The 26,457-nt window shown below is 41.2% G+C and carries 15 protein-coding genes; 6 read left to right on the forward strand and 9 right to left on the reverse strand.

Features of this window, described 5'->3' with window-relative positions:
* Window positions 1–119: 119 nt before the first annotated feature.
* On the reverse strand, window positions 120–800 hold the full coding sequence (locus tag HNR43_RS09770) for a response regulator (protein ID WP_183243444.1): 681 nt from the start codon (window positions 798–800) through the stop codon (window positions 120–122).
* Window positions 797–1,960 carry a sensor histidine kinase gene (locus HNR43_RS09775; protein WP_183243446.1) on the reverse strand — a complete coding sequence of 388 codons (1,164 nt, stop codon included), beginning with the start codon at window positions 1,958–1,960 and terminating at the stop codon, window positions 797–799. The genes HNR43_RS09770 and HNR43_RS09775 overlap by 4 nt, the downstream gene beginning before the upstream one ends.
* A gap of 196 nt (window positions 1,961–2,156) precedes the next feature.
* Here HNR43_RS09775 and HNR43_RS09780 point away from each other — a divergent pair, with 196 nt between their 5' ends.
* Together HNR43_RS09780 and HNR43_RS09785 are read left to right on the forward strand one after the other, a co-directional pair.
* A complete protein-coding gene (locus HNR43_RS09780; RefSeq protein WP_183243448.1) occupies window positions 2,157–2,795 on the forward strand; it encodes a YigZ family protein in 639 nt (212 codons plus the stop codon).
* Window positions 2,796–2,888: 93 nt separating this feature from the next.
* Window positions 2,889–3,911, forward strand: a complete 1,023-nt coding sequence (locus HNR43_RS09785; protein WP_183243450.1) for an LCP family protein — start codon at window positions 2,889–2,891, stop codon at window positions 3,909–3,911.
* 31 nt (window positions 3,912–3,942) lie between these two features.
* Here HNR43_RS09785 and HNR43_RS09790 read toward each other — a convergent pair whose 3' ends face one another.
* Window positions 3,943–4,995, reverse strand: a complete 1,053-nt coding sequence (locus HNR43_RS09790; RefSeq protein WP_183243452.1) for a glycosyltransferase family 4 protein — start codon at window positions 4,993–4,995, stop codon at window positions 3,943–3,945.
* Between the two features lie 225 nt (window positions 4,996–5,220).
* Between HNR43_RS09790 and HNR43_RS09795 the strand changes: the two genes are divergently transcribed.
* Window positions 5,221–5,439, forward strand: a complete 219-nt coding sequence (locus HNR43_RS09795) for a hypothetical protein (RefSeq protein ID WP_183243454.1) — start codon at window positions 5,221–5,223, stop codon at window positions 5,437–5,439.
* 2 nt (window positions 5,440–5,441) lie between these two features.
* The gene (locus HNR43_RS09800; RefSeq protein WP_246346296.1) at window positions 5,442–6,782 is read left to right on the forward strand and encodes a SpoIID/LytB domain-containing protein; all 1,341 of its coding nucleotides are present in this window, start codon (window positions 5,442–5,444) and stop codon (window positions 6,780–6,782) included.
* 18 nt (window positions 6,783–6,800) lie between these two features.
* On the opposite strand, the gene HNR43_RS09805 is transcribed toward HNR43_RS09800, so the two are convergent.
* From HNR43_RS09805 to HNR43_RS09815, 3 genes are all read right to left on the reverse strand, one after another.
* Window positions 6,801–7,547 carry an S-layer homology domain-containing protein gene (locus HNR43_RS09805; RefSeq protein ID WP_183243458.1) on the reverse strand — a complete coding sequence of 249 codons (747 nt, stop codon included), beginning with the start codon at window positions 7,545–7,547 and terminating at the stop codon, window positions 6,801–6,803.
* Between the two features lie 11 nt (window positions 7,548–7,558).
* On the reverse strand, window positions 7,559–9,001 hold the full coding sequence (locus HNR43_RS09810; RefSeq protein ID WP_183243460.1) for an N-acetylmuramoyl-L-alanine amidase: 1,443 nt from the start codon (window positions 8,999–9,001) through the stop codon (window positions 7,559–7,561).
* A 264-nt stretch (window positions 9,002–9,265) separates the two neighbouring features.
* Entirely contained in the window at window positions 9,266–11,488 is a 2,223-nt protein-coding gene (locus tag HNR43_RS09815) for a S8 family peptidase (protein WP_183243462.1), read from the reverse strand.
* 127 nt (window positions 11,489–11,615) lie between these two features.
* Here HNR43_RS09815 and HNR43_RS14295 point away from each other — a divergent pair, with 127 nt between their 5' ends.
* Together HNR43_RS14295 and HNR43_RS09820 are read left to right on the forward strand one after the other, a co-directional pair.
* Window positions 11,616–11,741: a hypothetical protein gene (locus tag HNR43_RS14295; RefSeq protein WP_281380396.1), complete on the forward strand. Its 126-nt coding sequence runs from the start codon at window positions 11,616–11,618 to the stop codon at window positions 11,739–11,741.
* A 92-nt stretch (window positions 11,742–11,833) separates the two neighbouring features.
* Window positions 11,834–13,672, forward strand: coding sequence for a stalk domain-containing protein (locus HNR43_RS09820; protein WP_343055753.1), 1,839 nt, complete (start codon window positions 11,834–11,836; stop codon window positions 13,670–13,672).
* Window positions 13,673–13,700: 28 nt separating this feature from the next.
* On the opposite strand, the gene HNR43_RS09825 is transcribed toward HNR43_RS09820, so the two are convergent.
* The 3 genes from HNR43_RS09825 to HNR43_RS09835 all read right to left on the reverse strand — a co-directional run bounded on the left by HNR43_RS09825 (window position 13,701) and on the right by HNR43_RS09835 (window position 26,393).
* Window positions 13,701–15,473: an S-layer homology domain-containing protein gene (locus tag HNR43_RS09825; protein ID WP_183243466.1), complete on the reverse strand. Its 1,773-nt coding sequence runs from the start codon at window positions 15,471–15,473 to the stop codon at window positions 13,701–13,703.
* 71 nt (window positions 15,474–15,544) lie between these two features.
* Window positions 15,545–22,057 carry an S-layer homology domain-containing protein gene (locus HNR43_RS09830; RefSeq protein WP_183243468.1) on the reverse strand — a complete coding sequence of 2,171 codons (6,513 nt, stop codon included), beginning with the start codon at window positions 22,055–22,057 and terminating at the stop codon, window positions 15,545–15,547.
* 46 nt (window positions 22,058–22,103) lie between these two features.
* Window positions 22,104–26,393: a S8 family serine peptidase gene (locus HNR43_RS09835; protein WP_183243470.1), complete on the reverse strand. Its 4,290-nt coding sequence runs from the start codon at window positions 26,391–26,393 to the stop codon at window positions 22,104–22,106.
* Window positions 26,394–26,457 lie beyond the last annotated feature (64 nt).

Consider the following 26,457-nt stretch of genomic DNA (forward strand, 5'->3'; position numbering starts at 1 on the left):
CTTGATGACGTTGAAGCATCCGATTTCCCCCTCCTATAAAAATACCCTTGTACCTATATATTAAACCAGCTTGTCGACTTTGTCGACAAGCTGAGGTTGTCGAATCGATTTCGACAACCTTATTTCACTTCGACCCAGCCGTTTTTAATCGCAACAACAACCGCTTGCGTACGGTCGTTCACGTTTAATTTTTGTAAAATGTTGCTAACGTGGTTTTTAACCGTTTTTTCACTAATATAAAGCGCATCGGCAATACCTTTATTGCTTTTTCCATCTGCCAATAACTGCAATACTTCACATTCTCTACGCGTCAATAAATGATACGGGCGACACACATCTTGGTTTTGCTTCTCTTTCTCCATTCCCTCTCCTGCAACGAGACGACGGTATTCTTTCACAAGATTATGTGTAACTTTCGGATGTAAATACGATCCACCTTCTGCCACGACACGAACCGCTTCAATTAAAGCATCGGCATCCATCTCTTTTAATAAATAGCCCATCGCACCCGTTTGTAAAGCATGCATGACGTAGCTTTCGTCATCATGAATCGACAAAATGATAACCTTTGTATCTGGATATGCTTCAATAAGCTGACGTGTTGCTTCCACACCATTGACATGTGGCATATTAATATCCATAATGACAACGTCTGGCTGATATTGTTCCACAAGCGCTAGCGCTTCATTGCCATCGCTTCCTTCTGCGACGACTTCAAAATCTTGTTCAAAATCTAAAATACGTTTAATTCCTTCTCGAAACAATTTATGGTCATCAATTAAAATAATGCGCGTTTTCATTGTTGTTCCCCTTTCCCTGCTGTCTTATGGAGCGGAATATGCATCGTCACAATCGTTCCACGTCCAAGTTGTGAGTAAATATGTAATTTCCCTTCCAGCCATTCGATGCGCTCACGCATGCCCATTAATCCAAACGCTTTTTCTTTTTTTTCATTTGGGTTAAATCCTTTGCCATCATCTTTCACGACTATCAGCAAATGATCCTTTTTCAGTTCCATTTTCACTTGAATCTCCTTCGCCTCGGCATGCTTTAATGCGTTTTGCACCGCTTCTTGCACGAGACGAAAAATGGCAACCTCGAAGCGATCGGATAAACGTCTCACTTCTCCCATGTATGTAAACGTAATCGTTGTTTTATGATATTCTTCGATCGTTTGTAAATATTTTTTCAATGTTGGAATTAAACCGAGATCATCAAGCGCCATTGGTCGTAAATCATAAATGATGCGACGCACTTCATATAAAGCGGAGCGAACCATTTTTTTTAAATCGCGCATTTCATGAATGGCTTCTTCAGCACCGCGCTCGCGATAAATGCGTTCAATTAAATCGGAACGCATAATGACGTTCGCAAGCATTTGCGCAGGTCCATCGTGAATTTCTCGCGACAGGCGCTTCCGTTCTTCTTCTTGCGCTTCAATAATGCGAAGTCCAAATTCTTGTTTTTCATTTGCGCCAGTAATAAACTCGCTCAGCTCACGGAAATCTCCGTTCAAGTAGTTTAGCACAACAGTCACTTGACCGATTAAATGGTCTGCCCTCTCAATCGTTTCTTTAATAGCGGCAAGCCGTCTTTCTAACTCATCGCGACGTTGGCGCAGCTGCTTTTCTTTTTCTTGCGCCATCGCTAGTTCCATTTGTAGCGAATGCGCTTTCTCATATGCTTGTCGAATTTCAGCTTCTGTATAACGCGAGAAGTTTTTACTGACATCTGACAGTCGTTGTCGCGCCAACCTTGTTTTCATTTCTAAGTCATCTGTTTGGAAAATAACACGTTGCACTTCTTCTTTCGTTTGCCGAAGCTCTTCAAGCAATCGTTCATGTTCTTTTCGCGATTGTTCGCTAATATGAAAAATTTCCGTTTTACTTTGATTAACCGTTTCAATCATTTTTTTTACAATTCGATCAAGCTCTTTTGCATTTATTTTTTTATTGGACATATGCACCACCTAAAGAAAAAATGACCAAAAGTCAATAAAAACAACTTTTCTGACTTTTATTCGAATGTTATTCTTACTTTGAACATTTGACATATCGTCTTATAATTTTTATTATAACACGCTTCGCCTATTTCCATCAGCATTTTTCGACAAAATACGCACAACATTCCAAATAAACATTTGAGGTGATTACGTTTTGTTAGAGGCATACTATACGGTAAAAGGATATGGAGAGGCAGAAATCATCATTGAGAAATCGCGCTTCATTTGTTATGTCGAACGCGCGACAACAGAAGAAGAAGCCGTTCGCTTTATCCAACAAATAAAGAAGAAACATTGGGATGCGACACATAACTGCTCTGCCTATATCATTGGCGAACATGACCATATTCAAAAAGCAAACGATGACGGGGAACCGAGCGGCACAGCAGGCGTTCCTATGCTCGAAGTGTTAAAAAAGAAAAAGCTAAAAGATACGGTCGTTGTCGTCACACGATATTTCGGTGGCATTAAACTTGGCGCTGGTGGCCTCGTGCGTGCTTACGGCAAAGCGGTAACTGAAGGGCTGAAAGCAGCGGGTATCGTCGAACGTAAACTCATGTGCATCATGCATACAACAATTGACTATACATGGCTTGGCAAAGTTGAAAACGAATTGCGCGCCTCAATCTATGCAATCAAAGACATTCATTATGCGGAACACGTGACGATTGACACATATGTCGAAGAAAAACAAAAAGACGATTTCCGCGCATGGATGACGGAACTAACGAACGGAAGGGGCATTATAACAGAGGGCGATCATGTGTATGTGGAGTTTGATGTAAAGGAGTAAAAAAATTTTCGTTTACGACTGCATAAAAATTTTGTAAAATGATGATTGTTTACATGTCGATATTTGTTGAACTTTTAAAAAAGGGGAACGACTATGCAAAATAGACGAGTATATATGAAAAAAAAGAAGAAAAAACGAAAAAAAGTATGGACCTTTGTTTTGCTTCCATTACTCCTACTTCTTATCGGTGGGGGAGCATATGCGACATTTCTTTTCAATAAAGCCCAATCCGTCATCCAGCAATCATTTGAACAAATTGATGGACGCGAAAAGTCAGAAAAGCGAATGAAAGAAGTCGATCCAAACGCAGACAATATCTCTGTTTTATTTATTGGCGTAGATGACAGCAACATTCGACAAAAGAAAGGAATGGGCGCCGTACGTTCCGATGCACTTGTCCTTGCGACATTTAACGTCAAAGATAAAACAGTCAAATTGCTTAGCATTCCGCGCGATTCTTACGTTTATATTCCAATCGAAAAAAAATATGATAAAATTACACATGCCCATGCATACGGTGGAGTCAAAGCAACAGTCGAAACAGTCGAAGAATTGCTCGATATTCCAGTTGATTACTACGTCAAAATGAATTTTGAAGCGTTTGTCGATGTCGTCGATGAACTTGGTGGCATTGAGTTTGATGTCCCTTATGAAATTCGCGAAATGGACTCAAAAGATCGCAAAAACGCCATTCATTTAAAACCAGGTGTGCAAACATTAAACGGTGAAGAAGCGTTAGCACTTGCAAGGACACGCAAATATGACAATGACATTGAACGTGGCAAACGGCAACAAGAACTAATGAAGGCGATCTTCAAAAAAGCGATGAGCGTTCATTCATTAACGAAATTTGACGATATCATGGAAGCTGTCGGTAAAAATATGACGACAAACTTAACATTTGAAGAAATGAAAGGTTTCTTTGCTTACGCGACAAAAGGAACGGGGGCAAACATTGAAACGCTCCATCTTAAAGGAGAAGACGCACGCATTAGCGGGGTGTATTATTATCGACTTGATGAAACAACGGTAGATGAAATTAAACAAACGTTAAAAACACATCTGGATGTATCATCTTACCAAGCACAAACAGAACAGTTCGCTCAAGAACAATAAAGAGGGTGTCTCGCGAGACACCCTCTTTGTTTTATGAAATTTTCCTCATTCCGCGAACCATTTTCAGTAGCGGGCGATAGTCTTTTCCGACAAGCCCAATTTTCTCAACCACAAGTTCAACGATAAGTAAAACGAACGCAATAACGAGCAACGCCCCAAACATCGTTGCTTTCGATAACACGACAGCAGACACACCGAACATCGCTGCCATGCCGTAAATAATTAACACTGTTTGACGATGACTATAGCCGAGACGCAATAAGCAGTGATGCAAATGCGATTTGTCTGGCGCCGATAACGGCTGTTTGTTGACGATGCGTCTCACAATCGCAAACAGCGTGTCCGAAATTGGTACTCCTAAAATGAGAATCGGAATGATTAACGAAAACACCGTAACGTTTTTAAAACCGAGAAGCGATAAAACGGAAATCATATAGCCTAAAAATAACGCCCCTGTATCTCCCATAAAAATTTTCGCTGGATGGAAATTATATAGAAGAAAGCCGAGCGTACTTCCGAGCAATAATAGGCTCATCGAAAAAACGAACACATACGTATTACCCATCGTTGCTGCCATTCCGGCAATCGTCACGAGCGCAATCGATGATACACCAGCAGCTAAACCGTCTAAGCCGTCAATTAAGTTAATCGCATTTGTAATGCCAATAATCCAAAGCATCGTAATCGGAATGCTTAACAATCCAAATTCCAAATGACCACCAAATGGCAAGTTGATGAAATCAATGCGAATGCCACCATATATCACGACAATTGCTGCAATGATTTGACCGAGCAACTTCCATTTTGGTGACAACTCATATATATCATCCAGCACGCCCGTTAATACGATGATCGTCGCTCCAATAACAATTGCTGTCGCATATGGGCTAGCTGGCTTCAATACGAAGTAACCGACAATAAAACTAATGAAAATGGCTAATCCACCTAAACGTGGCATAATTTTTTGATGCACTTTCCGCTGATTCGGCTTGTCTGTTGCACCAACACGAAACGCCAACCATTTCACAACAGGCGTAATTAACACAGCTACAACAAAACAAAGAAGCAAGGTGAAATAAATCATAAAAAACCTCCCTACTCATTAGCATTCCCGATTTTTTAATCCATTATCGTTTAAAAAGTAACACTTTCTACCATCTTTTCTCACAAACCTATCAGACATTATACCATAAATTTTAAAATCGACAAATGGAAAATAGAAAACTAGAATTTTGTTACATTTTCGCCCTTTTCGTTGAAATCATTTGTTATAATGTGAGATAGATAGAATTAAGGGAGGAGAAAACCGGTGAAAAAAAGAACGATCGTCATCGTGTTGCTTGCAGCGATGTTAACTGTATCTGCGTCTAAAGCATTAGCAGACAATGAACCTGTTTTAGCAAGCGTTGAATGGGTGCTATCAAAAATCAATCCGTTAAATGACCGCGTCACTAAGCTTGAGCAACGCGTTCAACAACTCGAGCAGGAAGTAGAAAAACTAAAACAACAATTAGAGGCGGCGAAATGACGATGAAACGCATTCGATGGATCTTAGCTTTCAGCCTATTTCTTTTTATTCCAACATCCGTTGATGCTGCCACGTATCCAACTCCTGTAAAAGTAAAGCTATTGCCGACAGCGACGTTTCTTGCGACAGTCAACGGAAATTATCAACTTATTGATTTAAAAACGAAGCAAGTAATCCCATTTACAAACCCGATTGCTTTTTCGCAAACAAATGGGGCTGTCGTCGCAACAATTAACGGCGTGTCTTACACATCGACAAGCGGGTTTTTATTAGATGAAGTAACAAGAAACGATCAATATGACGTCACAATCGGCAGCATTCAACAAGCGAACGGCACATCGGCACCTGTGAAATATCGCGGTTCATTTGAAATAACACCGGGGGCGACAGCACCAAACTTATTTAATACGTTAGATATAGAAGATTATTTAAAAGGTGTCGTTCCAGGGGAAATGCCATCATCTTGGCATAAAGAAGCACTAAAAGCACAAGCTGTGGCGGCTCGTAGCTATGCATATGCCCAATTAAAAAATACATCATTTTTACAAATGACAGTCGCCAGCCAAGTGTACGGCGGAAAATCAAAAGAACAAGCAACGTCAACAGCAGCCGTCAATGAAACGGCAGGCGTATATGCCACATATCAAAACGAACCGATTTCTGCGTATTTCCACTCAAGTTCTGGCGGAAATACTGAAAATAGCGAAAATGTATGGAGCAGTACCGTTCCGTATATTCGTTCTGTGCCTGACCCGTATGATCGTCATGTAAGCAATCCAAATTACGGATGGAATGCAAAAGCAGGAGCGAATACAGTATCATCAAAATTTAAACTAACAAATGAACAAGTCGTATCGCTTCGTGTCACACAAAAAACAAATGCCGGAAGCGTTCAACAAATGGAAGCGACCGTATACAATCCAGCGACAGGACAAAAGCGCATCGTACAAGCTCGTCCTTCTTTCGTCTCATCAGCTGATGCGTTTCGTTCATTTTTCGGCGTTTCATTAAAAAGTATTTCCTTCGATGTCAAAGGAAATGCAAACGTGAAAGTGAAACGAGCAGACGGATCCGAACAAACGGTTGATCATATTGTAGGCTATGCACTTCAAACAAATAGCGGACAAACGACGATTGCTACTGGAAATACTTCGATTCGTACGGAAAATGGAACGATGTACTATCCAACAGCCCCAACTGAATTCACATTTACAGGGGATGGATGGGGGCATCGACTCGGCATGAGCCAATGGGGCGCGCGCTCGATGGCTGAAAAAGGATTTACGTATGATCAAATTTTAAAGTATTACTATAACGGGATTGAAGTGAAAAAAATAAAGTAGGCTGTGGACATGCACAGCCTACTTGTTTTGTAATGCTCGATACATAAATGTTGCGAAATGAGCGCGCGTCGTCGCCCCTTCTGGATAAAAATATCCATTGCTTCCTTCTGCAATGCCATGTTGTGAAATGATGCGAATTTCTAACGCACCTTGTGTGTTGTCCGTCACATCTTTATAGCCTGCATATGGTGCTGATGTTGCCTGCAGGCGAAAAGCACGTTGAATAATCATTGCCATATGTTTTCGTTTCATCGACTCTTTCGGTGCAAATCGGCCGTTCGGGTATCCCCCAACAACCCCCGCTTCATAAGCCGTCATAATTTCACGTGCAAACGGGTGTGAATTTGGTACATCCGCAAAAATAGACGGCTTATTTGATAATGGCAGTTGTAACGCTCTAACAAGCATCGCAGCTGCTTGCGCGCGCGTAATCGCTTGATCTGGAGCAAATAAACCGTTGCCTACCCCACCGACAACGTTTTCCCGATATAAACGAGCGACAGGCACATACGCCCAGTGACCAACCGGGACATCTTTAAACACTTGCGGTGATTCAGCTGCTGTTTTCATTTTTGCTAGCTGTTCGTCTAACTGTTTTATCTTTTCATCGATTTGATTTAAACGGCTATTTGTATCCGCTAGCTGTTGTTCCGTCCATGGTGCTGTCGCAATTTCTTGTTCTTCACTTGCCCCTGCATGTTCCTGTTCGCACGCTGCTAATAACAGTACGGAGACAGAAACAATCGGGATGATCCACCTTTTCACTACGTCACCTCCTATTGTGCTGTATAATATTTCACAATACCTTGATAAATCGCTTCTGCATATATATTTTGATATTCTGCCGACGTCAACTTAGCACGATCCTCAGCATTCGAAATAAATCCAAGTTCAACGAGCACACTTGTCACGCTATTGTTACGTAAAACATACAAACCGCTATTTTTTACACCACGATCGACCATATTTGCCATACGGACAATTTCTTCTTGAATGTATTGCGCTAATTTTTTGCTTTCTTCAGCGTTCGGATTCTTTGATGAATCGTAATACACTTCCGCTCCTTTCGCACTCGTGTTCGTTGCTGAATTTGTATGAATGCTGACAAACATTTCGGCATAGTTATTTTTTGCAATATCAACCCGATCTTGTAGCGTCGGATACACATCGGTCTCTCGCGTCATAATAACGATTGCGCCTGCTCTTTCAAGTTTATCTTTTAACAATTTCGCTACTTCAAGCACAATTGTTTTTTCGTTCGCTCCTCCACTCATCGCACCAGGGTCTTTTCCACCATGCCCTGCGTCAACGACGATAATGCGCCCTTTCACAGGGGAACCTGCTATATTCCGCAGTTTTAAATACGTTTTATGCACGTAAGCAAACTGACCGTTATACGCAATTTTTGCCCAATATCCGTTTATATCGTACACATCGACAACTTGTCCTTTTTGCAATGTTCCAACAAGCGTTCCAGTTGCTGATGGCGTTTGGCGAACATTTAGCGTAGCCGTCGTCACCGTTCCTTGAATATTTGTTTTTCCTTGTTGGATTAAATCTGGTAACGGCAAACGAAATTGATCGTTAATGGTCCGAGCTACTAATGTTGCAAATTCAGCACGTGAAATCGCATCTTTTGGGAAAAATTGTCCTTCCCGTCCGTTCGCTATACCGTGATAATATAAGCGATTAATATGCGCTAACGCCCAATGCCCTGCCGTATCTTTAAATACTGCTGCAGACTCTACCGCTGCCCCTTTACTCGGGAGGGAAAAAGCGTTCACAAGAACGATACTCATTTCAGCACGTGAAAGGCTCTCATTTGGACGAAAGTTTGTCGTACCGTCCCCTCCCATAATACCGAGCTGCACCGCCCGTGCGATCCAACCGCGTGCCCAATGATTTGCTGGAACGTCCTGAAACGATAACGCTCCGTCTTTCCACTCCGTTTGCCCAAGAGCGCTGACGATCATTTTTGCCGCCTCTGCTCTTGTCACCATTTGTGCAGGACGAAATTGTAGCGTTTGTCCAATTTGATAGCCGTTAATAATTTGTGCATTTGCTAAAAAATCAATTTCATTTTTCGCCCAATGACCATCTTCCACATCAACGAATCGCCCTTCTTGTTTTACTTCTGTATTTGCCCAACTATGTGAGGCAACAGAAAAAAAAGCAAGAAAAACGATGAACCAACCATATACGTGACGTTTCCCCAGCATCATCTTCTCCCTTTCGACATTTTTCTACCATTAAGCATAACAAACAATCCTAACCTTTTCCATACCCGTCAAAGCATATTTTTCTATTCGACAAATCGCCCGATCTTTTTCGACAAATAACGACACAAAACGACAAATTTATACAACAAAGTTATTATTTTTGTAGTGATTTTTTTAAATAAAAAGGCTATACTTACTTATGCGATAAGGTTTTGGTTGCTAAGTCAGCCTCCCCGCCATCTGGAAACGGCGGGGCTTTTTTTATCACCATTTTGTCGAATTTTGTCGAATAAATGTCGACACACGTACAACCATGGCACACATTTGTGCTCTGGTCACAGGATCATTTGGATGAAAATATGGGGCTTTTGCAATCATCCCTCGTTCCGCTAGCAACTGCACTGCTTTCCACACATCTTGTTGTTTCACATCTTGAAACGGATAAAGGGAGCGAACGGCTTCATTTTCAAGTTGAAGGGCACGCATCAACAGCAAAGCAAATTGTCCACGTGTCAATTGTTCATTTAAAAGTGCGTGTCTCCCATTCCCTTTCATCACGCCTTTTTCCGCAACCATCGCTACGATCAGTGCATCAGCTGACGTTAATGGCACATCGACAAAAGGAGATTGTAAAATAGATGGCGCCTCCCAACCAAATAGACGAGAAAGTATAACAATGCTTTGCCGACGTGTGACAGGATCGTTCGGATGAAATAAGCCGTCTGGAAGTCCGCGTACAAGCTGTAGTTGTTGGGCTTGCATGATCGCATCATGTGCCCAATACGTTTTTTTCACATCAGAAAACGTCGTCAGACGAATCGGAACAGACCGAACGTCCGAAGCGATGACCCGCTTTTCCTCATCTGTAATGACGACCGCCACATCTCCTTGTTGCTTGATGATGTCAAACAAACGAAACGACATCATTTCTCCATCTATATCGAACGAATGAACGAGTTTTCCGTTCACAAAAAGATGACCTTGTTTTCCGATAAATCGAGAAGACAAGCCTAAAATATACGTACGATTTTTTTCAATTGGCTGCCCCGGTTGCAAATTGAACCAATCAATACCTAGTGGAGCAGATAACGTCATTGCCCGTTGCCATTGGATCATTCCATATCCGGTATATATATCATATCCACGCCAATACACATCTTTTGCGCTTTTCCATAAGCGCTCTCGAAGCTGAATCGCATCTTCTTCTGGATACATCGCCTGCAACGTCGCAAGTAGTGCGGAAACGTGTGGTGCTGCCATCGACGTTCCGCGCATCGCCCGATAACCAGATAAATATGTGCTCATTAAAAAATCTCCCGGGGCGCTCACGTCCACGTCCCAACCGTAATTTGCAATAGGAAGCGGCAGTTGTTTTCGATCGATCGCTGAAACGGTAATGACCCCTGGATAACTGGCGGGATAAATGTTTGTTGTCGGCATATGGCTATTTCCTGCGGCTGCAACAACATGTACGCCACGTTTTACTGCTTCTTCGATGACCGACTTTAACACTTCCGTCTCTCCTTGACCGGCTAAACTTAAATTAATAACAGAGGCACCGTGATCAAGGGCATATTTTACTCCTTTTGCAATTTCAAAATCACCCCCGACTCCATAACGATCTAGCACTTTAATTGGTAAAATATCAATTGGCGCATCGCCAATAAGCCCGACAATTCCTTTTCCGTTATTGACGCGGGCGGCTAAAATGCCGGTCACATGCGTCCCATGCCCAAACGTATCATCGGCATATCGCATCTTTTCTGCATAATCGACGCTTACACTATATAACACATGGTCGCTCAAATCTTCATGTAGCACAATCCCAGAATCAACAACCGCAACAAGAACATGATTAACCCCTTTCATTTCAATAATGCGTGGTGCTTTTGTCCAATTGGGTGCAGTGACATATAGATGAATCGTTGAAGAAGAACGGGGGATGAGTACATCTAAACGAGAAAGCTCTCCTTCATTTTTCCCTAACATGTCACCTTTTTCATCTTGTACCTCTATACGCCATGGCCCTTCGATATGATCGACCGTGACAGAAAGACGGGATAATTTTTCTTCGCCAAGCGCGATGACGATATGTTCACCGTAAAACGGCTCACCACGATACACTTCTTCTTGTCCATCGACTATCATCTGCTTACCAATTAGTCGATTCACCGATGTTAGCGAAGGCATAGACCAATGAATAAGCGGCAAAGACCATTGCTCCGAAAATAACGGATCATCAATAGACGCTCGCTTCATATCATTTTTTTCCATTTTCAAAACAAATGGCAAACGTGATACCGCTTTTTGTTCCTCTTCTGTTAATGCAACTTTCGCAAACGTCCCCATCGTATCCACAACGTACGGTTGAAGAGATACAATGTCTGATATACGTTGAACTTGAACGATCCACTCTTCTTTTTCACTCGCCCAAACGACTTGCGGAATAAAAAGAAAAATAAATGATAGCCATAACCATCTACTCATATGAAATTCCCTCCTACGTACTTCCATTGTATCGCGTCCATTTCGACAAGAATAGACAAAAATCGCAACTACATAAAATAGGAATTTCATTGAAAAATAATAGTTTTAAACAATTGACGGCTATGATATGTTTAAAACAAGCAAAATCGAATTTGATAGTGGGGAATTGTTAAGTACAGTCGTTATCAACTATTTACAATCACAAAAGCCGATTCCAACGGTAGAAGGAAGAATTGCAGTAGCGAATCAATAACGACAAAGACGTCCGGACGGGCGTCTTTTTTTACGTTAAATCCCAAAATACGTGACAAAAGGAAATGATATGGTATAATGTGTTGGGAAGGAGTGGTAGTTTTGTTTAAAAAAATTATTGGATATGTACTCGTTGCACTCATTAGTTTTTCAACAATGTCAACATCCGCCGAAGCAACAAGCATTCGACCTGTGCATATCCCCATCATCTCAAACGGAAAAACACTACAAACAGATGCGTCGCCTATTATGGTGAACAATCGTATTCTCGTTCCATTTCGAGCGATCGCTCAAACGATGGGGGCAAATGTTTTTTGGAATGCAAATACAAAACAAGTGACCGTTCAAAAAAACAAAAAGGTCATTTTTCTTACCGTTCAATCGTCCACAGCGACAATAAACGAGCAAACCGTTACACTTGACGCCCCACCGATCATTTACAAAGGGCGCACGTTTGTACCGGTTCGTTTTATCGCTGAAGCGCTCGATGCAAATGTGCAATGGACGGGAAAAGATGTGCGCATCTCGTGGGCAACTTTACAAACAAGTAAGGGAGCAGTATATGTCAACCAGACAAAAATCGCAAACAATACGATGACGGATGGAGTATATACATATATTCCTTTAAAAAACTTGTTAACAGCTATTGATGTAAATGCTGATTGGATCGAAACGGATGAATCATTAACTGTGCGATTATCTCGTGGACAGCTGACCATTTTCGCAGGAAAAAACCAATTTATTGTTGATGACCAAGAAGTTGTGGCACCACTGGCACCGATTCGACTGAACGACGAATGGTACGTATCTGCTTCGTGGATCATGACCGTGTTTGGCGCACAAATGACTCGTAACGGAAATAACGATTTATTTTTCTCTATTCCACGAACGACGTTTCGCAGTCCGTTACTGCCAATCACCGAAACTTCAATTACTGTCCCACAGCACGTCACAACACCAAAAATGGCTGATGACCGTCGTCTATTAATAAGTGACAATCCAGAAGTGTTGACATCCGCTTCTGTACCAAATGGACAAGCAACGTTAGCGCTTGATCACGTGCAAGGTTTACTTCAAACGATGGAGCATCGCGTATTTGGTTGGCACGTGAATAACTTAGGCACTCATGCGACTGTTGCAATAATGATTGACAACCATTCATCTAGCGATATTGTCTTAACGAATATAAGAGGAACATATCGGACAAGTCCAAACAGTTGGGGTCATTACGATGTCGGGTTGCCACTTGCCGAAGCGGTATTGCGCCAATCGTTCGCAACCGTTCCAACAATAAAAGTGAAAGCAGGAACGAGCGCAGTCATTCAAGCATTTGACGTCTCAAACAATCAACTGCTCGGCTTTTTATATGACTTTACTGTGCAACAAGAAAGCGGCATGGCAGACTATCGCATTCGCACAGTCGTCACCAATTCATCTGCTAATTTCTCAACGATCTCTCCAACGCTCGCGCCACTTGATTCTTATGCGACTCATCCACGCGGCGTATGGAAGGGAACGACACTAGAAGCGACATTGCCGACATATACAATCGATAGCGAACGTGTCGCCTACAGTATATCAAACGGGAAAACAGATCATCTTCTTTCCGTTTCCAATGCATTAAGCAATCTGAACGAAACGGTGCACAATCCAGGGCATTACGGCTTAACGTATCGTCTGTCGCTCCCCATTCAAAACGAAACAGGAGAAGTAAGGACTATTCGCCTTCGTTTTAGCGGACGTGGGGGCGCTTATTGTGGGGGCATCAAAATAAACGGTGTCGTTTATCTCATCCCACCGCTTCAACCGATTACCCAATCCGCCTATATTGATTACACCGTTTTCTCCAATCAAGACGTTCTTTCGCTTGAATTGATGCATGCAGGCGGAGCCGCACTGCCGCTTGGGATTGAAGTTTCGACGGTGAGGTAAAAAAAGGATGTCCATGGCGGACATCCTTTTATTCATGTAATAATCGAAGCATTTCATATAACATTTTTGCCGCTTGGGCTCGTGTCGCTTTTCCTTTTGGTTCGAAAACTCGTTGACCGTTTTGTACTTTTCCATCGATGATCTGTAATTGAGCAGCTAATTGTACATCTTCACGAGCATAAGATGCAATCGTTGAAGCATCAGCAAATGACACATTTCTTTCTTTTACTTTTCCTAAAACTTGCTCGTTTTTATATTGAATCGCACGGACGATCATCGTTGCCATTTGTTCACGTGTAATTGGAGCATACGGATCAAACTTTCCTCCATTTCCACGAATAATACCAGCTGCACTGGCTGCTTCAATTTCAGCAACTGCCCATTTCAATTTTTCGCTCACATCTGTAAATGTTCCTTTATAGGATGTCTTTGGTAAATGTAATGCTCTTGCCAATAACACAGCAAATTCCGCGCGTGTCACACTTCCGTTTGGAACAAACTCATTTTCTTTCATTCCTTTAAGAACCATACGCGATGCTAATGACTCAATATACATTTTCCCCCAATGCATCTTCACATCAGCAAACGTTTTAAATTGCTCAATAACCGCATATGTGGAAAAATGGGATACAGAGACGATCCATTCGTCTCCTTTTAATGCTCCACCAACATATTCCCACTGCTTTGTACTTTCATTCCAATAATATGCTCCTGTATAATCAGCATGTTTGATTTGTTTACCAACATTCATACGAATTTCGACTGGCTTTTCAAATAAACGATCATATTTTTTCCCATCTACTTGAATAGAAAAATCATATGCACGATATGCTTCACTTTTTTGCACAGGTGTGACTGTAACCGTCACATTTGCACGCACATTGAATGACTGTAAAGCTGCTGGCGAAAGGGCTACTGTTGCACCATCTACTTGAATAGCTAATGGCTTATTCGCTTTTACGAGTTCACCAACTGTTGTTGCAGAAACTGTTGCTTGTTTTTCTACTTGAACCGTCACAGTTGGTACTGATGATTGCAATTGCTGACGCACCGTCTCATCTACTTCCTCTCCTTTTGACGGAGCAGGTTGTGGAGCCGGTTTAGGCGTTGGTGTTGGACTTGGTGACGGTGCTGGACTTGGTGACGGCGTCGGACTCGGTGTTGGTGCTGCTGAAACAGAAAAACTTTTTTCTACCACTTTCCCTAAAGCCTCGACTTTAACCATATAAGAACCCGTCTCAATGACACGAAATGTATGCGTATATTGACCATTATTATTTGAAAAGACAGTTTCTTGCTTTAATGTTGTTCCGTTTTTCGTCCATGTCACTTGTACACTTGCACTTAATGCTTTCCCATCTTCTTTTACTACTCCCGAGACAGTGACCGTGTCTCCTTCTACATAAGAAGAAGCGTTTAATTGTGCAGTCAATTCAATTACTTTTTCTTTTTTCGGTTCTTCAACAACAAATGTTGTCGTTGCTTCTCCGCTACTCGCTTTTAGAGTGACGGTATATGTACCGTACGCCGCATTGTCTTTTAGTGTAAAAAACGTCTGCACTGTGCCATCATTACTAATCTCATTATCATTCCATTGATATGTGTACTCAATCGATTGATTAGGACCTCGCACAGTTAACGTTGGCTTCGTTCCTTTTCCTTGTACGTTTCCAAAGATATTCACCTTTTCTCCCCGCACATAAGAAGATTTATCTGTTGACACAGTAACCCCGGCTGCCCATGCAGGAAAAGAAGAGAAGATAAGCAACAAACTTAACAGCGTTGCAATGACTTTTTTCATCCAACATCCTCCCTCAAGATAACATAGAAGAATGGCTTTCTGTCTACTTGACAGAAGCCATTCTCCATTCATTAAAACTCTCCCGTTTGTTGAAGTAAGCGATACAACATAACAGCTGATTCTGCCCTTGTTGCATTCGCTTTTGGCTTAAATACAAGTTTGCCGTTAACAACCGTACCGCGAATTAATTGTAAAGATGTGGCTAATTGAACATGTTCACGTGCATACGGTGCAATCGTTGATTCATCAGCAAACGTAATCGGCTCATTACCCTTTGTATGTTGATTTTTGTACGCAAGCGCACGAACAAGCATCGTTGCCATTTGTTCCCGCGTAATGACATCATTCGGTTTAAAGAACCCTTTATTTCCTTGCACAATACCTGCACGATATGCAGCCTCAATGTATGGTGCAGCCCATGCCATCTGTGATGAAACATCTGTAAACACACCTTTGTATGTGGACGTTGGCAACTGCAATGCACGTGCAAGCAATACTGCAAATTGAGCGCGCGTGATCGCTTTGTTCGGCTCAAAATGATCTTTTGTCATACCTTGAATGACTGAGCGAGAAGCAAGGACTTCAATCTCGTCCTTAGCCCAAGCTAAGCGACTTGTCACATCATTAAACGTTTTATTTTGTTCTAACAAAGCAAACGTGCCGAATGCACGGAGTGAAACAACCAATTGTTTTTTCGATTTGTCGTACACACCGCCAACGTATTCATAAGACTGACCGTTAAGGCGATATACAGCCGCTTTCCGAGAATCAACAGGCGTAGATGTGACGTTAAATGCGACTTTAATAGGCTCCTCACCTATTATATGTTGGCCATCTAATGTTTTAGCTGACAGTTCATATACAGGTGCAATGACCTTGCCTTCCGTCTCCTGCTTCACATCTTTGACACTTACGGATAGTTTTACATCCGCTTTCGTAAATGATTTCAATACATCTTTAGCTAAAACGATAGTAGCTCCATTCATCTCGATCGACATAGATTTCCCGCTCGCTACCAACGCTTCAGCCAACTGTTTTGATACTTGTACGCTAAGTGTATGAACGCTTTGCTCTCCTTGTTTACGCTCCACAGCAATGTTTACTGTGTCAACGTTTTTCGCCATTTCTAACACACGCTCTGTAGATAGTTCAACCGTCTTCTCACCATTTTCAATGATTTCTTTACCAACATCAGTCGATGGAGCAGGTGTTGGTGCCGGACTTGGCGCCCCTCCTGAGCCTCCTCCTGGAGTTCCTGGAGTTGGTGTCGGGCTCGCTGGCTGTTGCTTTGTCGTAAAGGTGTACGTGTAATCGGTCATCGACTTGCCAGCATAATCTTTTACTTGTGAGTTGATCACTACTTCATATGTCGTACTATGTTTGAGTGGTGCATTTGGTTTAAAAGTAAATGATTGAACGAGTTTTTTCGTTCCATCTTCAATAAACCAACCGCTTTCACCCTTGCCATCTAGTAAACTATCATCCTTTTTACTTTCATCCGATTTGTAGCCGTTAAAGATGCGATCATATGTGAACGTACCGGATACTTTTGTTTTTTGTCCGTTGTTTACTTCATATACGCTTACATATTGTTCAATAGATGCTTTGTCCATTAGACGATCGAATGTAACGTGTATGCTTGTATTCGTATCTACGTTTTCCCCACTTGCTGCAGGCGTTGCTGTCTCTACGCGCGGATTGCTTTGACGAACAAGTGGCACGTTCAATTGTGTTTCCGCTGGCGGAACATCTACAATACGTGATATATACGTCTCATATCCTTCTTTTGAGAAGACAACACGCCATTTGCCACTAATAACGTCCCAACCGTATCGTCCATTTTCATCTGTCACTTGCGGGTTCACTTGACCGTAAAATTCTGCATTCCATTTCACCCACTCATCCCCTTGAAGCTGTTGAACTTCCGCTGTTACACCTTCTAACCGATTGTCCATGCTACCTTCGAATACGTAACCTGACGGGTCAATCAACACAATAATTTGCATGAGTGGCAGACGGATTTCTTGCCCTTTCACTTTGAAAATGAGCTGTAACATTTGTTCACCGTACGAGCTCCAAGCGCCGAGTTTTGAACCGTCAAATGTAAATGTTTTTCCATCACTTTCTTTTTCCATTTTGTACTGCTCACCTAAAAACTCAATCCATGCTTCGTCAACTTCATCACTAAATACAATTTTTGTATTTAACGGTGTTTTTTCAACAACTGCAAATGAAGCAACGCCTGTATATGGATTAAGCGATACCGTTCCGTTCCATCCTGCAAATACTTCTGCCTTTTCCACTTTTGGAACAGATGCATCGTATTGAACAGTAGAAACGCTAGACATGTGCTGCTGACCATTCTCTTTTACAACAGCGTACAGCTGGAAGGACTCTTTTTCTTTTGTTACAGGTAACATTACTGTCGCAAACCACCAACGACCTTCTACTTTCGTTTCTGTTAACTTTTTCCCATCTGCATATACTTCAACAACGGCATTCGGTTTTGCTTTTCCGTATACTTTTATTTGCTTCTCAGATGTTTGCGCTGGTGCTTGCATAGTGACAAACAATACGTTTGTCGTTACTGATAATTCGTCTCCATTTCCAACCTTCGCAACAACACGTACAAAATCATCCGCACTATCTTTCACTTTTACTTGGAAAGTAATAGATCCTGATTCACCAGCTTTTACTTTAGGAATGGTCACTTTACCGTCCGTTAACGTCGCTTGCTGTCCATTTACAACGAGTGAGTTGCTGACAAGCTCCACATGACTCGGCAAAGTAAATGTGACAGGAACGTTCTCTTCTTCTGCAGTACCGTTATTTCGATACGTTAACTTATAGTCAATTGTTTTGCCTGGTACGACCGTGTCGACAGAGGCAACGAAGCGATTTCCTTCACCTACAAAGCTTCCTGTTCCTTTTGTAAATGTAAGCGTGACCGTTTGTGATTCGCTTTGAATATCAACTTCTTGTTCAAGTGTCTTTCCGTTATACCATGCTTCAAGTTTGTACATACCTGGTTGTAAGCCGCGAACTTTAAAATAGCCATCTTTATCGGTACGCGCCCAACCTGCATATTGTCCATCTTTATCGTATACATATACATACACATGTTTGAGTGGCTTGGCTCCTTCGTACACACGTCCATCAATGTACTTTGCTTTCTCTAACGTAATGGTACCAAGATCAAGCGTGTCACCTTCACTTGCTCCAGCAACAGTCTCTCTCTTTTCGACATAATCGGTTGCTGAGACGACATATGTGATTTTTTCATTTGTGTTTAATCCTTTAATTGTAAATGTACCATCCTCTGCAAATGATACGTAGCCATAGCTGCTATCCGTATATGCATACATCCACACATTTGTCATTTTGTCGTAATCAGCAATTTTTCCTGTCACTGTCAATCCTTTATCGAGTGTGATCACTACATCGTGCTGATCTTTTGTAATATCTACTTTTTGTTCTTTCGCAATATACCCAGGTACACTTGTATATAACGAATAACCATCTGCAACAACGACATTTGGAATTGTTACACTACCATCTTCGTTATATTCAACTGGGTATGTCGAATGGTAAAAACCAAGATCGTAATTCGATGTGCGATATACGTCATATTGGTATAAATAAAAATACGCATTCGGTTCTGTAATGACATTTCCGTCTCTATCTTTAAACGTTAGCTTTACATCAACGACTTCGATTTCTTTTTTGTTTAATGTGAATACAATTGGCTCTTTTACATAATTGTGCTCTGGATCAATCGTGACCTTTGTTTTCAACGTTTCGTACAACCCATTTCCGTACACAGTCAACTTATACTCCCCAGCTGGTACACGTTTTAAAGCACGACCATCCCAAGAAACGAACTGCCCTTTTTGATTAATGTATCCACTAAACCATGCACGATCGTTATACATGTCAACATATAAACGATCAGATACTGCCTGTCCATGTTGATCAACAAAATGAATGCGCACTTCTTGTGGTAAATGAATGGTTACTTGCTCTTTTTGTCCGTACTGCAATTGAATCGTTGAAACAGCGTAATTCCATTCTTTTCCGTCGTAAATATCGATACTGTAAAATCCCTTTGGCAACCCTTCAAGCGTAAACGTACCGTCGGATTGAATAGACGCTGTGTATGCACCAATTTGCACTTTTCCTTTTGTTAATGGCTCACCGTTTGCACGTACGTTCCCTTCAACAGTTGCCCCAACGTACTTTCCAATGTACTCTGTTAATTCGTTTGTCTTTTGTCCTTTTCCGTCTGTAATAAATGCAACAACTTTATCAACGAACCTCATGCCTTGTTCAATTGGGAACACTCCAACGTATACTTTTCGTTCCGCATTGTACGTTAAATTAACTTCTTTTTGTTTCCCGTCATAATATATAACCGCTGTTGCTTTGTAACCTTCTTTGTATGAACCATATAACTCAATATTCATGTTCTTTCCAATTTTTAAATAACCTTGTTCTGTTTGAACTTGCAATGTCGTCGCAATAAATTCTTCCGTTTTCCATTCAGCGATCGTATCACTACTATTTCCGATTTGGTCGACGGCAACGACTTTAAAACGATATGTCGTATTTGGCAACAGAGGTGAATAACGATACTCTTGACGATTCAAGCCAGACTTCAGTGTTTGCCACTCCCCGCCATTCACTTGAAGCAAGACATTATAATAAGCGACGTCTTTATCTTCATTCCAACTTACAACGAGTTCGTTATTTTCTTCTTTGATCGTCACTTCAGGCTTTGCTGGCGGTGTCGTATCAACTGTAATCGTTACAGGTTTTGATGATTGTTCACTATCTGATACAACTAATGAATATGTGCCATCTGCTAGTTCCAACTCAGCTGAGAAACGTCCTGTGGCATCTGATTTTGTTTTTACAGATGTAATTACTTCTTCTCCTTGTTTTGCTTGTACCGTTAAATCGATATTCGCCTTGGCATATCCATGAATGTAAATTTTATTATCATCCCCACGAACAAACGAGCCATCTTGTGGCGAAACGATGACTGGTGCTGTATTTTCAGAAACAGTAAACGACGTATATGCTCTTTCACCTGTTCCTGTCGCCAACTCAACTTGATATACGCCTGTGACTGCTTGATTTAACGTAAACGATGTGGTGATCGAACCATCTGTTTGAATATCTGCATCGTTCCATTGATACGTATATACAACGTCATTTGTTGGAGATGTGACTTTTAACGTTGGTTTCATCCCGTAGCCTGCTTGACCTTTTTTACGTACGTAACCGTTTAACTTCACTTCACTATTTGGTGAGTAAATAGTTTGGTCTGTTTGAATATGAACTTCTTTTTCCGGAACAGGTTGTGTCGTTCCATCTGATACCGTAAACTTCTTTTTCCAGTATATATTGTTTCCATCTGGAAGTTGGAGATCGTAATATGCTACATATGTACCATTTGGTAAGTTAGGTACTCGAATATGGGCATAATCGACCACAACATACTTCTTCTCAAACTCGATTTCTTGCCATTGTTCATTTACAATACGAATAGCTGGCTCAATATTTTTATACACGCCATTCGTTTTCTGTTGAATGCTTCTTAGCTTAAAATCACCTTGACGCACATCTGCTTTTAAGGAAATAGACGTACCGTTCGAACTATCTTTCCAGTAAGATACATCTGTACTTTCTAATACAGGTTGACCGGCAACCGATAACGTACGAGATGTTGTAAAATCAAGATTAATAGGTAACAAATTGTATACATATCCCTCACTACCAACTACATTAAAAGCAGCATACCTGTATTGATCAGATGTCACATACACATGAGAAATAGCTTCTCCATTCAAATCAACATGTACAGCACTAGATTGTTTTTCACGCATAAACACAAACGAATCTAATTTTTTATCACCCTCTATTTCAATCTTTGAGACATTATGAAATGCATCCTCAAATGACAATACACGATGTTCTCCATTTACTTCGAATTGTTTGTATACAACATAGCCGTTATTTTCATTATCAAATCCTCGATAGCTAACTGTCATCTTTTGTGGGCGAACGAATACTTTTTTAGTGTCATATGCATAAACTGTAAAATCTCCGTATGTTGTTGATAAGTAATACTCAGCCGAAGCTTCTTTAGTAACCGGAGTACCTTCTCCTGTCACTTGAACGGGTACAAGATCCGTTGGCAAAGATAATTTTTCTCCTTCAAGTAATGCTTTAAGTTGTTCGTATGTCAATTTTCTTGTATCCGCATATACAGCATATTCATTTTGTTCATTTTTCATATCGATAGAGAAACTTAGTTCATACGTTAAACCTGGTTTTAGTTTGTCAACAGGAATAACTAAATTCGCCTGATCTTGCTCACCATCCAGCCATTCCCAAAAAGAATAAGTATCTCCTTCTTTATAACCGACTAACCAACCATCTGCTTCCCATACTGCTTTATATCCTTCAGGCAGTTCAATTTGAATCGTTTTCTTCTCCTCTTGCGCATATACCGCAATAGAAGGGGCAAAAGACGAGAAAATAAGTAAGATTGCTAATAGCGTATATAACGCTTTCCTCACTGCGACATTCCTCCTTACTTTAGTGAGGAGGGGAAAGACCCCTCCTTTATTCTACTTGGAATTGAACTTTGTCTTTGTTCGCTTCCGCCATTGCCTTTTGATCCCATCCTGACCAAACGAATGCTTCTACTGTATATGTCCCTTTCGCGAGAGATGAAAGTGGCAATTGCATGCCAAGACCGTTTGTTCGTTGCGGATCAAGTTGATCGATCGTTAGGAAAGCACGTCCAACGACGCGGCGATTTGCATCAAGTACTTGTAAAATAACAAGCGGTTTGACTGGCGCATATTCTAAGTTTTGGACGCGCGCCATGACATAAGCAGAACTAGATTGATTAAACGATGATTGTTCTTCACCGTTTTCATTTAACACTTTCACTGCTTCAATAAGCGTTTCGTAGTTGTATACAACGAATGTATTGACTTTTGAATCAACGAGCTTTCCTTCTGCATCGTATGCCTCAAACGTCACAGTATATGTGCCGTTCATCGCATCTTGTCCCACTTGATAAGAGTACGAGTACTGTTGCCCTACTTGTTCTGGAAGTTGTTGTTCCTCGCCCATTGGATTTTTCACTTTTACTTTCCACGTCACTTCTTCGTTTGCGTATGCACTGAACCATGCTGGACGGTTTGTGCTAACAAATTGGTTTGGTTGTACATACGTTTCTGTAATCTCTACTTTTGGTGGCTGTTCTCCTTCTGCTAGACGATAAATCGATATAACTTTTTGTGTTACATGACCACCGAGATCTTTTAATGTAAGCACAAATGTATTGAGCCCTTCTTCTAACTGCAACTCTTGTGTATACGTATGTTCATAATCTTTCATAACAAATGGGCTTTCAAAATCTACCCCATAAGCAAAATCGTCGTCTACATAAAATTGCATATGGCGGTAATTATCTTTTAATTTCACTTGCAAGTTAAACTTGTCCACATCATGTGTGACATACTTCGGCACACGTTCTACAAATTCGATTTCCCCTGGTGTTGAGTCAACAAACACCGTACGGTTAATCGTAATCGATTGACCTTTTTCATCGGTCGCTGTTACTTGAATATCTTGAACACCGTCATGTTCAAATGACACAACCGTCGAGAAATATTTTCCAATCATTCCGTCATAACCTACATTTACTTTTTTCCCGTTGACAGTCACATCGACATTTGACACATCACTAATTGCCCCAAAAACATGTACATCTCTTGAACCATACGCACTAAGTGGCTCCGGTGAGAATAACAAAATGACTGGTGCTTCTTCATCCGCTACGACCGTTGAAGCAAAATTGACGTTTCCAGCGTAGTCAATCGCAGCTACCGTTACTTCCGCGTTTGTGTAAACTTGTGGAAGTTCTACGCTTGTTTTTTCTTTTGACAACAACGTTTCACCTGCAATCGATTCACCGTTGACAAACACATCATAGCCAGCGATGCCCGCACCATGTTCAATGGCTTCCCATGAAATTGTATTTGTTTCTTCATCATAATTAACTGATAAAGTCGGTGCTACCGTATCAACGAGAACTGGAATTTTCTTCGACTGCCAACGTGCATTCGGATAGTCGATGACTGCTTTCAGTTCATACGCATATTCTCCATCTGGAACAACATGAAATTTTGCTGTTCCATCCCATAGGCGACCGTCCATGTAAGAGAATGGTGGTTCATAACCTGCATCAAAGAAATTTTTCCGTACGTTGTTTTCAGATTTAATACGGCGAAGTTGTTTTCCACCTTTTAAAATGTTGTATTGTACTTCCTTTGCATTGCGTAAAAATGTTGGCAGTGGCTGAATTTGATCCATAAAACCGTCGCCGTTTGGAGAAAATGCATACTTTCCTTCTTCATTTGGCATTAAAAACGATGTCGTTTCATCCATCATCGTTGACCATCCGTAAAATGATGCTTCCCCAAGATCGGCAATGCCATCAAAAATATTCGGTTCATCCCAATGGCCGTAAAAACCAACATATGGGATCGTTAAATCTGGTTTTGTTTCATTTTTCAATTGCACAAATCCTTCAACAAAAATATTTTCATGAAGTTCTTTCGCCCCAGCAGTTGTTGGGATTTTCGCGTTTGATAAATCAATTTTGATAGAAAATCGTTTTTGACCGTTCGCTGGCACTGTAATGCGATCGTATTCTTTTGTAATGACCGCACCTTCTATATGGCGTGCAGCTAAAGCGTTATAATTTCCGTCTACAAGATCGGTTAACGCACTCGCTTTCACGTCATATGTGACATCTTCGTTTGACATGTTATATGCCGTAAATGTCATTTTAATTGACTTCTCTGTAAAGTCACCAAGTTCGACCTTCGCTTCACCTGTTGATGTATTGACGACGTATACTGGCGTTGTAACCGCTGCATACGTTTGCATCATTCCAGCACCTTGGCGACGTGGCGAGAATGGATAACCTTCTTGATCCGTAATTACATTCGCTGTATTCATTAGTAAAATTTTTGCTAATTTTGCGCGCTCTTTCGTTCCCATATTCGGGAATTGTTCTTTTAAATGTTGCATCACAAGCGCTGCACCACCTGCCACATGTGGTGCTGCCATCGATGTTCCACTCATATATCCATATTTATTATTTTGGAGTGTCGAATAAATGTTTCCGCCTGGCGCAGAAATTTCAGGCTTCAACTGTAAACTTGGCGTCGTTCCCCATGACGTAAAGTCTGTCATTCGTCCCATTTCTGGATCTTCGGTTTGATCTTTGACTGCAAAGTTGACTTGAAGCGAACCACCAGCATTAGCAATCAGCTGCTCTAATGCTTGTCCATCTTCTGTTTGAATTTTCATAAATGGAATGAGATCCCATCCACCTTGATCTTTGTAAAAGTTCGGGTTGCCGTTATTGTAAACAATAATACCAATCGCTCCGGCTTCCTTAGCATTCATTGTTTTTTCATAAAATGAAATCTTCCCGCGCTTAACAAGGACAACTTTTCCCTTTACATCCATTCCATCATAATCTTCAACAAAGCCATACGCACCACCAAGGGAAACTAACTCAACTGACTCATCACCAAACGCTTTCACCCAATTATCTGCCCCATAACCTACAAATTGATCGTCACCAATATTGACAAATGTTTCATATAAATATCTTTCATTCCCTGTAGCTGCAACTTGAAGGGCATTTGCTGCTAACCCCGGAGCACCAACTGTTCCGATATCAGGGTTTTCAGCAAACGGATTGCCAAATCCATAAGCAAAGTGACCCGAGTTACCTGCTGATACAGATACGACAATACCATTTTCTGTTGCACGTGCAATTGCTTCACTTGCCATATCTTGTTCATTATAAAACGCAGCTGCACTTCCTAAACTCATGTTAATAACGTCTGCACCGAGTTTAATCGCATCGTCAATAGCCGCTACATACACATCGTCATATGTATATGCATACATCGGATCGTTACTAAACACTTTCATGGCTAACACTTGTGCTTCTGGTGCAACACCAGAAATTTGACCGTTTGCCGCAGCTGTGCCAGCTACGTGCATGCCATGCATAGAAGCTGCTGGACCAAGATCGCGAATTTCGTCTGTTTTATCGAAGTAGTTATATCCGTACGGCACTTTTTCTGTGAAGTATTTTCCTGGGAGGTGATGTTCACTAGCAATTTGTTCAACTTCATCTTTTGTTAATGCTTCTTCCGTTGTTTCACTTAATTTCATATCTTGATGAGATGGATCAATACCTGTGTCAATAATCGCAATGACAGTACCTTCACCACGCAACTGTGCATCTACCCATGTTGCTTGTGATTGAATAAATTGATGGCTTGTTTTCATATTTGGCATCGGCTGTGGACGTTCATAGGCGTTGACAAGATGAACAGCTTTGACCGATGGCAAACTTTGAATTTTTTCAATATCACCATATTGTACTTCTGTACTGAACCCGTTTACGACCGTTGTAAACGATTGTTCAACGTCTACATCAACACCAGATTGTTGAATTTGTTGCAACGCTTCTTTTTGTTTTTGTTCCGCTTGTTTTTCAAGCTGCTCTCGCGTTTGTTCTGATAAGTCTTTATACAACTTACCTTGCTCTGTGGCATATTGAAGCGGTGTTTTTCCTTCCACCTCAACAACAACACGTACGTTGTCTGTTTCTTTCCACTCTACTTTTTGTGGAAGTTTTTTTAATTGCTTCTCTAGCTTTTTTTGCACAAGCTCTCGCTGCAATTTGCTAGAAGATGAGACAACCGATGTTGGTGAATGGGACGACTCATTCGCCCAAGCACCTCCGGCGAACATACTTGCCATTAACACCGTTGTCGTCATGACACTAAAAGGCTTTTTCCACTTCACTTTTTCCTCTCCCTTCTGTAATGGAAAAATAAAGTTATAAAACTATAAAATACATAAAATATTA

The organism is Anoxybacillus mongoliensis (assembly GCF_014201515.1).
GTDB lineage: Bacteria > Bacillota > Bacilli > Bacillales > Anoxybacillaceae > Anoxybacillus > Anoxybacillus mongoliensis.

Excerpts from the sequence above, each read along its gene's own strand:
- HNR43_RS09770 (WP_183243444.1), bottom strand. The coding sequence starts at position 800 with ATGAAAACGCGCATTATTTTAATTGATGACCATAAATTGTTTCGAGAA.
- HNR43_RS09775 (WP_183243446.1), bottom strand. The coding sequence starts at position 1,960 with ATGTCCAATAAAAAAATAAATGCAAAAGAGCTTGATCGAATTGTAAAA.
- HNR43_RS09785 (WP_183243450.1), top strand. The coding sequence starts at position 2,889 with ATGCAAAATAGACGAGTATATATGAAAAAAAAGAAGAAAAAACGAAAA.
- HNR43_RS09790 (WP_183243452.1), bottom strand. The coding sequence starts at position 4,995 with ATGATTTATTTCACCTTGCTTCTTTGTTTTGTTGTAGCTGTGTTAATT.
- HNR43_RS09800 (WP_246346296.1), top strand. The coding sequence starts at position 5,442 with ATGAAACGCATTCGATGGATCTTAGCTTTCAGCCTATTTCTTTTTATT.
- HNR43_RS09810 (WP_183243460.1), bottom strand. The coding sequence starts at position 9,001 with ATGCTGGGGAAACGTCACGTATATGGTTGGTTCATCGTTTTTCTTGCT.
- HNR43_RS09815 (WP_183243462.1), bottom strand. The coding sequence starts at position 11,488 with ATGAGTAGATGGTTATGGCTATCATTTATTTTTCTTTTTATTCCGCAA.
- HNR43_RS14295 (WP_281380396.1), top strand. The coding sequence starts at position 11,616 with ATGTTTAAAACAAGCAAAATCGAATTTGATAGTGGGGAATTGTTAAGT.
- HNR43_RS09825 (WP_183243466.1), bottom strand. The coding sequence starts at position 15,473 with ATGAAAAAAGTCATTGCAACGCTGTTAAGTTTGTTGCTTATCTTCTCT.